A 14,244-nucleotide genomic window follows, 5' to 3' on the forward strand; every position below is an offset into this window, starting at 1 on the left:
TTAAATAAAATCACTGGACAATTTGATGAACAAGTTGCTACTACCTGAACACCTGGCAAATAACACGGCTTTTACCCGTGTATTCCAACCTAATAAATTAACCTTTGGATTAATTGCACCATTTAAAGGATATCCAGAAGGCCCAATGCCCAATATGCAAGACCATTTAGAATTAGCGCAAATGGCAGATCAAGGTGGTATTTCAGCTTTATGGCTTCGAGATGTCCCCTTTTATGATCCGAATTTTGGTGATGTTGGACAAATCTATGATCCATTCGTAGATTTGGGTTTTCTTGCTGCTGCAACTCAAAATATCACATTGGGTACTGCTGGAATTGTTTCACCATTACGCAATCCCATATTAACAGCGAAACAAGCGGCTTCTGTCGATCAACTCTCCAATGGTCGTTTTATCCTAGGCATGTCTAGCGGAGACAGACCTGTAGAATATCCTGCTTTTGGTTGTGATTTTGATAACCGTGCTGAGCGTTTCCGAGAAGCTTGGGAAATGATTCGTACATTAAATGAAAATAAATTTCCTCGAATGAAAAGTGAATATCATGGTCAATTGACGGGAAATATTGATCTCGTACCGAAGCCTGTATCTAAACGTCTTCCAATGATTACCATTGGTCGAGCACGTCAAGATATGTCTTGGTTTGCAAATCAATCCGATGCATGGATTTGGCATGGTGTCGATCCTAAACGCTCAAAAGGAATCGTCAAAGAAATTGCTGAACTCGGTGATGGTAAAACGTGGCATCCATTTGGCTATGCGAACTTCTTAGATTTAAGCGAAGATCCAAATGAAACTGCACGTTTGCATCACAACATTTTCTTAAGAGCTGGTCGTAATACCTTAATGGAATTTTGGAAGCAGCAAGAGCAAGATGGCGTTGCGCATATTACGCTGAATCTTAAACCAACGCGTCGACCTGCAAATGAAGTGCTACAAGAGTTGATTGAAGAAGTCCTTCCGCATTTTAATAATAATTAATTCAACACTTTTCTGTTTTTCAAACTCCTTGTTTGCCTCAAACAAGGAGTCTTTTTTCAATTGAGTTTTGTAGATCGATCTGATTTTTTCTGATTTTCTATATTGGCTTAGGCTTCATCCCAAGGTAATTTTTCACTCCACAATTCAACAATAAAGTCGATAAATAAGCGTACACGTGGAGATAAATGCTTCTTACTTGGAAAAATAATACGAATCGGTTCAGGTTCAACAGAAAATTCTGAAAGAATTGGAATCAATAGCTGATTCTGAATCGCTTCTTGGGTCAAATATGTCGGTAATTGAATAATACCAAAACTTGAAATTGCAGAGGCTAAAATAGCATCAGAGCTATCTATTTTCATTTTCTCTGGTCCTTCAAATACATAAATTCCAGTTTCTGTCTTATATCTCCAGTTCCTTTGCCCTGCACTACCATTAAAGAAAATAGTATCAAAATTGACTAATTCTTCAGGTGTTTTAGGGCAACCATGAAGTTGAATATATTGTGGTGAAACACAAGTTTGCATTTTTTGCCATGCAATGGTTCGAGTTAAAATTCGTGAATCATCTTTAGGTTCACCGATACGAATTCCAATATCAAAACCTTCTTCAATCACATCCACAAAACGGTCGGTAAATGAAATATCTGCCTTTAACCCCGTCCATTTTTTTAAGAAAGCATCCAGTACGGGCAAAATATATTGATGCCCAAAAGAATGCGGTGCTGTAATTTTGAGCGTCCCTGTCGGCTGTACTCGTCGAGTTGCCATGACATTATCGACTTCACTCAAATCATCTAAAATTTGACGACAATAATCGAAAAGGATTTTCCCTTCTTCAGTCAAACTCAGGCTACGCGTGGTGCGATTCAATAATCGAACCCCAAGTCGTTCTTCTAAACGAACAATACTTTTACCAATCGCAGATCGAGATAATTGGAGATGTTTTGCTGCTTGCGTATAACTGCCATATTTTACCGAAGCAACAAAGGCAGAAATATCACCTATTCGATTGATTTCCATGACTTTTCCATAGATTAGTTAAATTAACACCCCTAATATAGGAATCTAATTCTACAAATATTACATTATTCTAATCATCTGTTCTATTTTTTTACTAATCAGCAGTACATATCAATACATTTCAGCACAGGCTTATCCTTGTGCCGAAATGATTTATATCACTGTATTCAGAAATTCAAGCAAATAGGTCTAATGATGAAAACCCAAATTGCACATGCACTCCATTCAGTTGAACAATTTATTCAATTATGGAAAGGTCAATCGATGATTCAACCCGAACAATTTATCAGTGAATCTGTCACATTTTCCTCAAGTTATCGTGGTGTTGTGACTTCTCGTGAAAATCTAATTTCATTTTTAAAGCAGGATTTTATATCACATGATCATGTTGATATTCAGTTAAGCAATGTAGTGAAAAAATCTTCGGGTTCAACAAGTAAAATCAGTGGCTATTTCTATGCTCAAGCATCTAAAAATCAGGAAGTATATTTTGGTGGGATGCTCATATTTACCCTTAAAAATGAATATATCCAAGATATAAAAATTCAACTGAATTGGGTAGATGGTAATAAAGAATTATTGTCCCACTGGATTTTGCCTTTAGATAGCTTATGGAAACCAAATGATCCGATGACCACGATCAGCAGTGAATTTAATTCACTTTGGCAAAAAGATTGGATGTCCAATGAAGATGCGGAAACTCAAATTGCTGAGTCTTGGTATCGTTATGCTTGGGCTTTGGATTTAGCAGATACAAGCCTACATATCGAAAATTTCACTGAAAATGCGACCACAGATCTCCCACCAATGGGGATTCAAAAAGGAAAAAGAAACATTATCTCAACTTTAAAGGCTTTTAGAATGCCTTGGCCGTCGATCCAACATTATGGTGAACCGCTACATATCGAAATAGATCCATCTCACAAGTCTGCTTATATGATTATTGGACGCATCATTCCCAATCAAAGTACCGACAAAGATGGGCAGAAAATATATGCCGCACATTATCAAATTGAACTGCAATGCGATGATGACACCCTGTGGAAAATACATGACATGAAATATATTTCGGGTTGGGTTCGTCAGGGTTAATGCGGTGTTTGCACCTTTCTATATAGATATTTCATCTACGATGATTGTTAAATTTTGAGAGATATGATGAAAAAAATTGTTGGTATTGTTGGTAATTTTAAACTCCCTTCCTCCACTTACCGTGTTGTTGCGGAAATCGCTCAGCAAATTTCACAGAAGTTAAATATGGAATTTGTGATTTATAATTTATCTGATCTGGGTCCATCTTTTCCGATGGCTCAATCAGCCAATGAATTGAATTTTGAGGCAAAACATATTATTGAGGAAATCATAAATTCCGATATTTTAGTGGTGGGCGTGCCAACTTATAATGCCAGTTTCCCCGGTATGTTTAAGCATTTATTTGACCTGATTTCTCCTGAAACACTGGCAAATAAACCCGTTGTATTATCTGCCACAGGTGGCTCGGAACGTCATTCTTTGATGATTGATTACCAATTGCGTCCTTTATTCAATTATTTCAAAACATGGGTGACCAATACATCAATTTACGTCACCTCAAATGATTGTATTCACACGCAACCGACTGCTGTTTTGCAAGAACGTATTCAACAAACGATAGATGAGTTAGAACATCTTATTGCCATGAAAGATTAATTTTCATGTCTCCCATTAGATTTGTTATGACAATAAGCCTTTAAAATACATCACCCTAAAGTATGGATCTCCCTCATACCTATTCAATTTTTGTTATGGGTATGGGGTAAATTTATTGAAAATAACAGCATAAATATGCTGATTTGTTTGTTCTTAGTAGATGCTTATATCTGAAATTCCTTTAAGAATATTAAGTTTAGGTGAAGCGCAACTTTTCAAAATAAAAAAAAGCTGGTTGAATCACCAGCTTCTTTTTCAATTTTAAAGATAAGTCACATTATCAATTTTTCGTTTGGTTTCATCTTCCAATCCAAGAATGTCAAAGCCTGGCATTTCACGAATAAATTCTAAAAAAGGTGGTTTTACACCTAGATCATCTAAATCAGCCACATGTAATTGATAACGAATCGTTTCCTCATGTCTAGACATGACTTTTTCAACCCAATTTGGATCAATAATTAACTGATGGCCCAAAGCAACAAGATCAATACCGCTTTGCATTACGGTTTCTGCTTCTTGAGGCGTACGTATATTTCCAACAGCAATGATTGGTTTTTCGGTACTGACCGCTTTAAGTTGAGTAATAATCGGCTGTTTATTTGATTGATCACGCATTGAAGTACGCCATACATTGCCCATTGAAACATGGATATAATCAAGATCTGTATGCTGTAATTTTTCCACTAAGTACTTGGTGTCATCGAGTGAAATACCCGGTTCTTCAACTTCTTCAGGAGATAATCGATAGCCGACAATAAATTCTGGCGTGGCAAATTTTTGTTTAATTTTCATCACTTCTTGAATAACCGTCATTGGAAAATTTAAACGCTGTTCAATAGAGCCGCCCCATTCATCTGTACGACGGTTTGAATGCGGTGAAAAAAACTGTTGTAATAAATAGGTATTTGCGCCGTGTAATTCAACACCATCAAAACCCGCTAAAATTGCTCGACGAGTTGCTTCCGCAAAATCTTGAATTACATTTAATACTTCTGCTGCACTTAATTCACGTGGTGTTTCTGCACCTTGACGTGGTGCTGCAACAGCACTGGCACTGACAGGTTGCAAGCCACGCGTGATATATGAATTTGTCATTCTGCCCGCACTAAAAATTTGCAGAATGGCTTTAGCACCACGTGCTTTAATGGCATGTGCTAATTTTGATAATCCTTTAATTTTATCATCATCATCTGCACCCAGTTGCCCTTCAAAGCCCTTTCCTTCTTTATTAATATAAGCAACGGGCGTAATGAGTAAGCCAACGCCACCCGCTCGTTGTTGCATATACTGAATTTCTTCTAGTGTAATTGTCCCATCCTCAAAAGACATTTGTTCTGTCATTGGTGGAAGTACAACTCTATTTTTAATCGTGATGCCATTTGGCAAAGTAATCGGTGATAGAAAACGATAATTACTCATTTTTGATCCAAGCATAAGAGAATTTCATGCATCTTAGATTAAAAATTCGGGAATGAGCTTCCCCGATATGGGGCGTAATGAGCACCGAGTCGAATGGTAGAAAATTGATAAATTATTGCGAATCGTACTAAGATTTAAGATTGTAGGAGACTACTTCAATTGAGATGAAAGTACGATCAGCCATAAAGTCGCGCTGTTTGTTTATCATTTAGAAAATATTGTTAACCAATATATAAGTTCGCTATATAGCGAACATTATGACTATCAATAGGTTTTATTCGCTATATAGCGAAGAATAGATTATTAAACGCTGTACGAATGCACGCTTCAGAGATGGAATCGCGAATTTTACACGTAGTGTAATGACATAAGTTTTTCTTTTCTTAATTCAAACCTGCTTTAAGCCTAATATTCCCTACTTCTTATTGCATATTCTTATAATAAGTTCATGAACTTAACATAATAAAAAAATTAATATTCTTAAAGTAAGATATTGAAAAAATTAATCATTATGTAAAGGTGAAATGATGAACTAAATTTTAGGTGAACATAAGTTAAATAGAATATCCAAGACTGTAGCCTGCACAACCTCAGTTGTTGCTACAGCTCGGCATCATGAATCTGAACAATTATATTCATGATGCCGAGTACGCAAATGAACATAATATACGTTATGCCGAAATCCTGCGCTCAGTAAGGATTATAGTCATCATAAAGCCATGCAATAAACAGAAAACCAATAAGTAAAACAATTGGAGAGAGATGGATCCGTAAATTTGAACAACTCCTATAAGTGATATTCTGCTCCTCAAATGATGTTATAAACATCAATATATGGAGTATTTTATGGCACGTAGACCAAGAAGAAATCATTCAAATGATTTTAAAGCTAAGGTAGCACTTGCTGCGATTAAAGCAGAAAAAACACTTGCTGAATTGAGTGCTGAGTTTGATGTTCATCAAAACCAAATTATTGACTGGAAAAATCAATTGATCTCAGCTTCCTCGCAAGCTTTCGATCAATCAAAAGCTCCAACAGAACCACCCATCGATCTAAAAAAACTACATGCAAAAATCGGTGAGCAGGCATTAGAAATTGATTTTTTAGAAGGTGTGTTGAAGAAACTGGGCCGCTTCAACCACAAAAGTTAATCGACGACTCACTTCAGATTTCAGTATCTAAGCAAGCTAAGCTGCTGAAAGTCTCCCGTGGTTGTTATTACTATCGCCCAAAACCTGTGAGTGCATCAGATCTGAAGCTGATGCGATGTATTGATGAATTACATATGCAATATCCTTTTGCAGGCAGTCGTATGATGCGTGATTTGTTGAATCGTCAAGGACATCATATAGGACGACGTCATACACGTACTTTAATGAAGAAAATGGGTATTCAGGCGTTATATTGCAAACCAAATTTAAGCCAGGCTAATCAAGCTCACCGTAAATATCCATATCTGCTCAAAGGGTTGGCTATTCAGCGCAGTAATCAAGTGTGGTCTACGGATATAACGTATATCCCTATGGCAAAAGGCTTTGTTTATTTATGTGCTGTGATTGATTGGCATAGCCGCAAGGTACTTGCGCATAGGGTATCGATTAGTATGGAGGTGGATTTTTGTATTTCGGCTTTAAATGAAGCGATTGAAAAATATGGTCGACCTGAAATATTTAATACAGACCAAGGCAGCCAGTTTACCAGTGATGCATTTATTGATGTATTGAAATCAAATGGCATTCAAATCAGTATGGATGGTAAAGGTCGATGGGTAGATAATGTGATGGTTGAACGATTATGGCGGAGCGTTAAATATGAAGAGGTGTATCTCAAAGCTTATAGCAGTGTCACAGATGCGAAAAAGCAATTAAGTGCATATTTTGAGTTTTATAATTTGAAACGACCTCATTCGAGTCTAGACAAAATGACACCAAATGAGTTTTACTATGATCAGCTACCCCAACAAAACAAGGTGGCTTAACTAGAGCGGAATATCACTTATAAATACGCTTTTAGTTGTTCAAACAAGTGGGACCACCTCTGAGCCATATAAAGATAAATCTCAATATCCACTACATCCTCTCGATCTGGTGATCAAGTCTGATGAACAACTGTTTCAACTGATCTATTTCATCGTGCTGATCTGACTGCTGTAGTTGCCTGCACAACCTCAATTTTGGCACGGATTCACCATAAGACTGTCACTTTAATACCAAACCTTAAAGCATCCAGAAGTTAGATTGATCTTAACGAATACCTCCTGAAAATAAGGATATAAAATGTTAGATCAGAAGTTAAAGGAATTTCGCGAAAAGTTGGTATGTCTGTGGTATATCCAGAGCTAACTTTGCCAGGTATTTCACCAGTATTGCAGGGTTTTCAGCAACTCAGTTTGTTTTATATTACCGTGTGCAGCTTGCGCAACAGTTTTTAGCTGAAGGTTTAACAATTGCTGATTGTGCTGAAAAAGTCGGATACCAGTCTGTCGCGGCATTTACCCGTGCTTTTCAGCGTGTGACGCAAAAAAATCCCAGTCAGTTTATGAAACTTCAGCTTTCCTGAATCCATCTTTTCAATAAATAAATTTTTGGATTATTTCTAAAAGGAATATATCCAATACAGTCACTGGAAAAACTTAAATGAATTTCTGATTTCATTTTTATACAGGGTTAAAAGTATATAATGATTGAAAGCTTATTTTTATCCTGGATATGACAGTTACATTTTCAAATCACCGACAGATCAGAGAGGTTTCAACTTTTTCAGAACTCGTAAATTCAAAATTTCAGGGTGAAACTAATGCCATTTGCTGGCATAGAAATCTTCATGGTGATTTTAATGAGATTACCAGTAAACTGGAGTTAAAAGAAAATATTACTGAAGTTTCAGTTGAAGATCTTTTAGCGCTGCAACTTTCTGAGAACGGTCATTCAGCTAGGGAAATTATTCTCCAGGATATTCAGCTGCTATCTGACTTTGGTGCATCTCCCTCCCTGAATCTTCTGAAATGCTATGAACGTGATGATGAACTGGATTTTATTTCAACGGACGTATATTCATATCATGTAGATCGTTCTCTCATAGAAACCGACACTTTTTTATGCACCTATCATGGAGCTGCAAGTGATATCCTGCCAAATGATCAGGTGGAGCAAAAAATTCTGATTCCAGAAATCAGAAACAAACTCAAAGAGCTGCATGATGGATCTGAAGCTGAATTTGAATCATTTTTGAAAGAATACTTCTTTGATCTGCACTATCAGCCCAAACCTACAGCCGAACCTTTAAATTTAGGTAATGGGCATCTGTGGCGTTTAGCTGTTGATCATCCGATACAACAGGTTTTACCCTGCATCCATCGCGCACCTGTTGAAACCATAGGTGAATATAGACTGCTTTTGATCTGTTAAGGCTCCCTTATGAACATCACCAGATAATGGAGAGAATGATCGTCAGATATCTGGTTCCAGTAAAAATTGTCACTCTGCCTGTTGAAACTGTATCGTTCTAAAAATCACACCAAGCTTCCCATTTCTGGTGCTTCATCGGTAAATTAAAAACAATACTATTAACTCAGATAAAAAATTAAATCTGGAGTATGACAATGTTTGATATGCGCTTATCTCATGCACGTGGTGCAGCTCATCATGGCTGGTTACAATCAAAACATACATTTTCATTTGCTGATTACTGGGACCCAAAACAGGTCGGTTTCTCTGACCTGCTGGTGATCAATGACGATACAGTAGCACCGTCAAAAGGCTTTGGTACACATCCACACCATAACATGGAAATTATTTCCTATGTGCTTGAAGGTGCTCTGGAGCATAAAGATTCCATGGGTACAGGTTCAGTTATTGTCCCTGGTGATATTCAGCTGATGAGTGCAGGTCATGGTGTTGCACACAGTGAGTTTAATCACTCTGCTCAGGAAAATGTACATTTCTTACAGATCTGGGTGGTGCCTGATCAAGTGAATACAGCACCGGGATATCAGCAGATTCATATTGCTCCTGAAGATAAACGCGGTAAATTTCATCTGATGATATCTCCTGAAGGTGGTGAAAAAACACTTGCCATTAAACAGGATATCAATATTTATTCAGGTCTGTTTGATGGCCATGAAACTGCGGATTTCGTCATTCCTGAAGGTCGCTATGTTTATTTACACGTAGCCAAAGGCAGTGTGGATGTAAATGGTAAAACATTTAATACAGGTGACGCTGCCCGTATCCGCGAAGGTGGTACGCTTTCCTTCAGTCAGGGTAATCAGGCAGAAATCCTGATTTTTGATATGCGCCCTGAAGAAATCCCAAGCATGGCTTAACTGACTGAAAAAGCATGAATGAATCCATTCATGCTTTTTTTATCTGAATCTCTCCACGGGCATTCAACCTTGCCCTGCACTGTTGATTACTACCATACAGTAATTGTAGAGAAAGATTCATGTTCTGAGTTTCAGCTTGAATGGATAAATCCATTATATATCACTGGAAATGCTGCAATCTTTCACATGGTTTTTCATCATCTATACTGGATATCTGTCAGAAACCATTCTGATTTTTTCTGTAAAGCCATGGTTTTTAATAAAAGTTTTTGCTCGAACTGACAACTTTACCAATAATTTCCACATCTGAAGCTTCATTTAAGTTCAGCTCCATTGGAGGATAGATTTTATTATCAGAAATCAGTAAAAGTGAGCCGTTCAGCAATTTCTGAATCCGTTTAACCCAAAGCGTATCCTGGCTCCGGATTACATAAATATGTCCATCATGAGGCATTTTTTCAGCAGTATTGACCAGTAATGAATCCTGATCACTGATGGTAGGTTCCATTGAGTCGCCACGGGTAAACACGACGTATAAATCTTTTTCTTTCAGTCCACGGCTGTTTAACCAGTCTTTTCTAAAAGCCATGCAGTATGCAGAACTGTCTTCCATGCCCACAAATGCACCAGCACCTGCAGATACCTCTATATCCTCTCTGACTGGAATCAAGCCAAATTCGTCCATGACAGAACTGGTCGCATCCTGACTTTGTCCATTCAGAATATAATCAACATTCACACCATATTCTGCGAGTAAAAAAAGTTTATCCATGGGGATATTGCCTTTTTCGCTCCAGTTATAGAGTGAATTCCTTGCAACTCCTGCCTTTCGAGCAAGTTCACTGACGCCTATTCTTTCAATTTCTGAGCGTAAACGTTGCATAAATTTACTCAAAGCACGACCCCTTTACAAAATTATGTTCAAAATTTTGAACATTTTTGTTGAAATATTCAAATTATTGAGCAATCATATATCTCAAGCAGGATGGATTCAAGTAAAACCTCCAGGTTTAAAGAACAGTTTGATCTTAAATTAAACACTTGAATTTGTTTCTGCTCAATAATTTGAACATATTTACATATATCTGAACATGGAGCAATAATATGAAATCAGATTCTATTTCTATAATGTTACTTTTTGTCACTTTTTTCAGTTTTGCAGGCTGGTATATGGCAGAAACAGACAATCAGATTCTGGCTCAGGAAAACTCTCAACTGAAAGCTCAGACGATCCATCATGAATAGTAATCAGCTACTTCCATCAAAAAAGGCAAACGTAATTATACATTTGCCTGAATTGAATCCTTACCCTGTCTGAAGCTGAACTTCAGTAAAGAGAACTGCAAATGTCGATTTGCAGCATTTATGGATAGTTAAAGGTTGGAACTTACAAAGTTTTTACGTGCTTTATGCAGCTTTTTATAGCTGTCTATCAAACGTAAATGACGATCCAATCCTTCTAGTTGCATACTGGTTTCGGTCAAACCATGGAAGCGGATACTGCCGTCCATAGAACCAATGACTGCGTCCATTCTTTCATCGCCAAACATGCGACGGAAATTATATTCATAGTCATTCAGATCCAGGTCATCATCAAGTTCAACTTCCAGCACGACATTCAGTGCCTGATAGAACAATCCGCGTTCCACTGTATTGGTGTTGTACTGAAGAAACTGTTCCACCAGCTCTTTGGCTTCTTCAAATGCCTGTAATGCCATGTAAATGAGTAACTTTAATTCAAGTATGGTCAACTTTCCCCAGACAGTATTGTCATCAAACTCAATACCAATCAGGGTGACGATATCGGTGTAATCATCCACCTCCACCTCTTCCAGTCGCTCAACAAGTGCTTCAAGCTGTTCTTCATCCAGACGATGCAGATTTAAGATATCTTCACGGAACAGTAAAGCTTTATTGGTGTTATCCCAGATCAGATCTTCCACCAGATAAATTTCAGAATAACCTGGTACCAGTATACGACAGGCTGTTGCGCCCAGGTGTTTATAAACAGCCATATAAACTTCTTTGCCCATATCTTTGAGGATGCCGAACAAAGCTTCCGCTTCCTGAGCATTGGCATCTTCACCGTTGGAGCTGAAGTCCCATTCCACAAAGTCATAATCTGACGCTGAGCTAAAGAAACGCCATGACACTACACCGCTGGAATCAATAAAGTGTTCTACAAAATTGTTTGGTTCAGTAACGGCATTGCTGCTGAAAGTCGGTTTTGGCAGATCATTCAGGCCTTCAAAACTACGACCCTGCAGAAGTTCTGTCAGACTGCGCTCCAGAGCCACTTCAAGTTTTGGATGTGCTCCAAAAGAAGCAAATACACCACCAGTACGTGGGTTCATCAGCGTTACGCACATGACCGGATACTTTCCACCCAGAGAGGCGTCTTTTACAAGAACAGGAAAGCCCTGTTCTTCCAGTCCCTGGATGCCTGCCACAATACCTGGATACTTGTTCAGTACTTCCTGTGGAACGTCAGGCAGTGTAATTTCACCTTCGAGAATTTCACGTTTTACAGCACGTTCAAAAATTTCAGACAGACATTGTACCTGAGCTTCAGCAAGTGTATTACCGGCACTCATACCATTACTTAAATACAGGTTTTCAATCAGATTGGATGGAAAGTAAACGGTCTCTCCATCTGACTGACGCACAAAAGGCAATGAGCAGATACCACGCTCAGTTTTTCCTGAGTTGGTGTCATAAAGATGCGTGCCCAATAATTCTTTTTCAGGGTTATAAATTGCGAGCGTATTTTTATCCAGTATTTCTTTAGGTAACTGACCTTTTGGACCTGGTTTGAACCATTTTTCATCTGGATAATGCACAAATTCAGCATTGGCAATATCCTCTCCCCAGAACTGATCATTGTAGAAAAAGTTACAGTTCAGACGCTCAATAAACTCACCCAGTGCTGAAGCAAGCGCACTTTCCTTGGTCGCCCCTTTACCATTGGTAAAGCACATAGGCGCTTGTGCATCACGGACATGCAATGACCATACATTGGGGACAATATTTCGCCATGAGGCAATTTCAATTTTCATCCCCAAACCTGCCAGAATACCTGACATATTGGCAATAGTCTGTTCCAGCGGCAGGTCTTTGCCTGGAATATACGTTGTATTTTCAGATTTAAGACTCGGCATGAGCAATGCCTGAGCATCAGCATCAATACTTTCAACTTCTTCAATAATAAACTCAGGACCGGTCTGAATGACTTTTTTAACAGTACAGCGGTCGATGGAACGTAAGATTCCCTGACGGTCTTTTTCAGAAATATCAGCCGGTAATTCAACCTGAATTTTAAAAATCTGTTTATAGCGGTTTTCAGGGTCTACTATATTGTTCTGTGACAGACGGATATTGTCTGTTGGAATATCACGGGCTGCACAGTACACTTTGACAAAGTAAGCTGCACACAGCGCTGAAGATGCAAGAAAATAATCAAAAGGACCCGGTGCTGAACCATCCCCTTTGTATCGGATGGGTTGGTCGGCAATGACCGTAAAATCATCGAATTTTGCTTCCTGACGAAGATTATCGAGATAATTGACCTTGATTTCCATGCGGGACACCTGAGTATTCCTGTTCAGCATTGCTGAAATAAGGAATATAAAAATGAAATAATATGTATATCCAGACTATGATTTTGATCGGACACACATATATAAATAAGAAAAACAATGTTTTAAAGTTGAAAAATACAGTGCTGAAAGACTGATTATGCCCTTAAAAACAGATTCGAAAATAATGACCTGTGATTTTACCGAATTATTCACATCAATGGACGACTTTTATCAGTACTTCACTGTTATTTTTTAAATGGTTCTGACTTCTATTACTGGGATTTTTATTCAAAGCCTGTTCTTCGTCATACATACACTGGTGAACAGATGAAAGTTCTGCATACTTCAGATACATTAGACGATCCATATTTTAATCCGAATATCCATAATTCAACATTCAGGGAAAGTTTTCTGTCATGACATCGTTAAAACTGAATGCAAAGACCCTGGTTATAGATCTTTTACTTGCAGCATCAGACCGTCCTATTACGATCAGACAACTCATCTCCGCTGCCCGGTTATTTGATATTTCAGAGAATCAGATGCGGGTTGCTACAACCCGCCTGTGTAATGAACATAAAATTGAAGCAATTTCACGAGGGACTTACCGGCTTGCACAGCAGTCTCATGACTGGGCTGATATTATTGTCAATCGACAGCAAGGCATTTTAAAAACCAGACCCTGGCAACAACAGTACATTGCTGTTTTCAGTAACAGTCTGGGACGGGTTGACCGTACAGCACTGAGCAGTCGTGAACGGGCATTGAAACGGTTTGGGTTTAAAGAACTGGAACAGGGAGTTTTCATCCGTCCGGATAATTTAACACTGACCCTGGGTGATATTTTTCGTGAACTGGTAAACGCCGGTGTAGAGCCGACCGTTAAAATTGCATTGATTCATTCATTTGATGAAAAAACACAGCAGTCCATTCCAAAGCTGTGGGATACCTCAAAATTTGAAAAAAATTATATTAAATACAATACCATTATTGAGAAATGGCTTGCTGAATACCCTCATCTGAATATCAATGATGCAGCCAGAGAATCGTTTTTACTGGGGCGGGAGACCATTGCTTTATTGATGACTGATCCTCTGCTTCCTGAAGCATTTGTTGATGTGAACCTGCGTGACCGGTTTATTCAGAATGTGATTGAACTGGATCAGACAGGTTTAAAAATATGGCATTCACTGAATACAGAAGTATTATAAATA

At 38.2% G+C, this 14,244-nt stretch carries 13 protein-coding genes; 9 read left to right on the forward strand and 4 right to left on the reverse strand.

What is annotated here, in order from left to right:
* Nucleotides 1-25 precede the first annotated feature (25 nt).
* Nucleotides 26-997 carry an LLM class oxidoreductase gene (locus tag CDG60_RS09160; protein WP_087514458.1) on the forward strand — a complete coding sequence of 324 codons (972 nt, stop codon included), beginning with the start codon at nucleotides 26-28 and terminating at the stop codon, nucleotides 995-997.
* Between the two features lie 107 nt (nucleotides 998-1,104).
* Here CDG60_RS09160 and CDG60_RS09165 read toward each other — a convergent pair whose 3' ends face one another.
* On the reverse strand, nucleotides 1,105-2,019 hold the full coding sequence (locus tag CDG60_RS09165; RefSeq protein WP_087514457.1) for a LysR family transcriptional regulator: 915 nt from the start codon (nucleotides 2,017-2,019) through the stop codon (nucleotides 1,105-1,107).
* A gap of 192 nt (nucleotides 2,020-2,211) precedes the next feature.
* On the opposite strand from CDG60_RS09165, the gene CDG60_RS09170 reads away from it, so the two are divergent.
* On the forward strand, nucleotides 2,212-3,111 hold the full coding sequence (locus tag CDG60_RS09170; protein WP_087514456.1) for a nuclear transport factor 2 family protein: 900 nt from the start codon (nucleotides 2,212-2,214) through the stop codon (nucleotides 3,109-3,111).
* A 63-nt stretch (nucleotides 3,112-3,174) separates the two neighbouring features.
* On the forward strand, nucleotides 3,175-3,708 hold the full coding sequence (locus CDG60_RS09175; RefSeq protein WP_227542948.1) for an NAD(P)H-dependent oxidoreductase: 534 nt from the start codon (nucleotides 3,175-3,177) through the stop codon (nucleotides 3,706-3,708).
* Between the two features lie 261 nt (nucleotides 3,709-3,969).
* Here CDG60_RS09175 and CDG60_RS09180 read toward each other — a convergent pair whose 3' ends face one another.
* A complete protein-coding gene (locus CDG60_RS09180; RefSeq protein WP_087514459.1) occupies nucleotides 3,970-5,127 on the reverse strand; it encodes an NADH-dependent flavin oxidoreductase in 1,158 nt (385 codons plus the stop codon).
* A gap of 846 nt (nucleotides 5,128-5,973) precedes the next feature.
* Between CDG60_RS09180 and CDG60_RS09185 the strand changes: the two genes are divergently transcribed.
* The 4 genes from CDG60_RS09185 to CDG60_RS09200 all read left to right on the forward strand — a co-directional run bounded on the left by CDG60_RS09185 (nucleotide 5,974) and on the right by CDG60_RS09200 (nucleotide 9,452).
* A protein-coding gene (locus CDG60_RS09185; RefSeq protein WP_223155595.1) for an IS3-like element ISAba14 family transposase occupies nucleotides 5,974-7,106 on the forward strand; the annotation gives its coding sequence in 2 pieces (ribosomal slippage) (nucleotides 5,974-6,226 and nucleotides 6,226-7,106; 1,134 coding nt in all).
* Nucleotides 7,107-7,492: 386 nt separating this feature from the next.
* Nucleotides 7,493-7,687, forward strand: coding sequence for a helix-turn-helix domain-containing protein (locus CDG60_RS18610; protein WP_406565312.1), 195 nt, complete (start codon nucleotides 7,493-7,495; stop codon nucleotides 7,685-7,687).
* Nucleotides 7,688-7,836: 149 nt separating this feature from the next.
* Nucleotides 7,837-8,535 carry a DUF1826 domain-containing protein gene (locus CDG60_RS09195; RefSeq protein WP_087514042.1) on the forward strand — a complete coding sequence of 233 codons (699 nt, stop codon included), beginning with the start codon at nucleotides 7,837-7,839 and terminating at the stop codon, nucleotides 8,533-8,535.
* Between the two features lie 194 nt (nucleotides 8,536-8,729).
* Nucleotides 8,730-9,452 (forward strand): pirin family protein, encoded by a 723-nt coding sequence (locus CDG60_RS09200; protein ID WP_087514043.1) that lies wholly within the window; start codon nucleotides 8,730-8,732, stop codon nucleotides 9,450-9,452.
* Between the two features lie 256 nt (nucleotides 9,453-9,708).
* On the opposite strand, the gene CDG60_RS09205 is transcribed toward CDG60_RS09200, so the two are convergent.
* Nucleotides 9,709-10,335, reverse strand: a complete 627-nt coding sequence (locus CDG60_RS09205; protein ID WP_087514044.1) for an XRE family transcriptional regulator — start codon at nucleotides 10,333-10,335, stop codon at nucleotides 9,709-9,711.
* 221 nt (nucleotides 10,336-10,556) lie between these two features.
* On the opposite strand from CDG60_RS09205, the gene CDG60_RS18295 reads away from it, so the two are divergent.
* Nucleotides 10,557-10,697 carry a hypothetical protein gene (locus CDG60_RS18295; protein ID WP_171405445.1) on the forward strand — a complete coding sequence of 47 codons (141 nt, stop codon included), beginning with the start codon at nucleotides 10,557-10,559 and terminating at the stop codon, nucleotides 10,695-10,697.
* A 128-nt stretch (nucleotides 10,698-10,825) separates the two neighbouring features.
* Here CDG60_RS18295 and CDG60_RS09210 read toward each other — a convergent pair whose 3' ends face one another.
* Nucleotides 10,826-13,030 carry an OsmC domain/YcaO domain-containing protein gene (locus CDG60_RS09210; RefSeq protein WP_087514045.1) on the reverse strand — a complete coding sequence of 735 codons (2,205 nt, stop codon included), beginning with the start codon at nucleotides 13,028-13,030 and terminating at the stop codon, nucleotides 10,826-10,828.
* Nucleotides 13,031-13,446: 416 nt separating this feature from the next.
* On the opposite strand from CDG60_RS09210, the gene CDG60_RS09215 reads away from it, so the two are divergent.
* Nucleotides 13,447-14,241, forward strand: a complete 795-nt coding sequence (locus CDG60_RS09215) for a PaaX family transcriptional regulator (RefSeq protein ID WP_087514046.1) — start codon at nucleotides 13,447-13,449, stop codon at nucleotides 14,239-14,241.
* Nucleotides 14,242-14,244: the final 3 nt, after the last annotated feature.

This window comes from Acinetobacter chinensis, from assembly GCF_002165375.2.
Taxonomy (GTDB): Bacteria; Pseudomonadota; Gammaproteobacteria; order Pseudomonadales; family Moraxellaceae; genus Acinetobacter; species Acinetobacter chinensis.

Excerpts from the sequence above, each read along its gene's own strand:
- CDG60_RS18295 (WP_171405445.1), top strand. The coding sequence starts at position 10,557 with ATGAAATCAGATTCTATTTCTATAATGTTACTTTTTGTCACTTTTTTC.
- CDG60_RS09160 (WP_087514458.1), top strand. The coding sequence starts at position 26 with ATGAACAAGTTGCTACTACCTGAACACCTGGCAAATAACACGGCTTTT.
- CDG60_RS09175 (WP_227542948.1), top strand. The coding sequence starts at position 3,175 with ATGATGAAAAAAATTGTTGGTATTGTTGGTAATTTTAAACTCCCTTCC.
- CDG60_RS09215 (WP_087514046.1), top strand. The coding sequence starts at position 13,447 with ATGACATCGTTAAAACTGAATGCAAAGACCCTGGTTATAGATCTTTTA.
- CDG60_RS09200 (WP_087514043.1), top strand. The coding sequence starts at position 8,730 with ATGTTTGATATGCGCTTATCTCATGCACGTGGTGCAGCTCATCATGGC.
- CDG60_RS09180 (WP_087514459.1), bottom strand. The coding sequence starts at position 5,127 with ATGAGTAATTATCGTTTTCTATCACCGATTACTTTGCCAAATGGCATC.
- CDG60_RS09205 (WP_087514044.1), bottom strand. The coding sequence starts at position 10,335 with ATGCAACGTTTACGCTCAGAAATTGAAAGAATAGGCGTCAGTGAACTT.
- CDG60_RS09165 (WP_087514457.1), bottom strand. The coding sequence starts at position 2,019 with ATGGAAATCAATCGAATAGGTGATATTTCTGCCTTTGTTGCTTCGGTA.
- CDG60_RS09210 (WP_087514045.1), bottom strand. The coding sequence starts at position 13,030 with ATGGAAATCAAGGTCAATTATCTCGATAATCTTCGTCAGGAAGCAAAA.
- CDG60_RS09170 (WP_087514456.1), top strand. The coding sequence starts at position 2,212 with ATGATGAAAACCCAAATTGCACATGCACTCCATTCAGTTGAACAATTT.
- CDG60_RS09195 (WP_087514042.1), top strand. The coding sequence starts at position 7,837 with ATGACAGTTACATTTTCAAATCACCGACAGATCAGAGAGGTTTCAACT.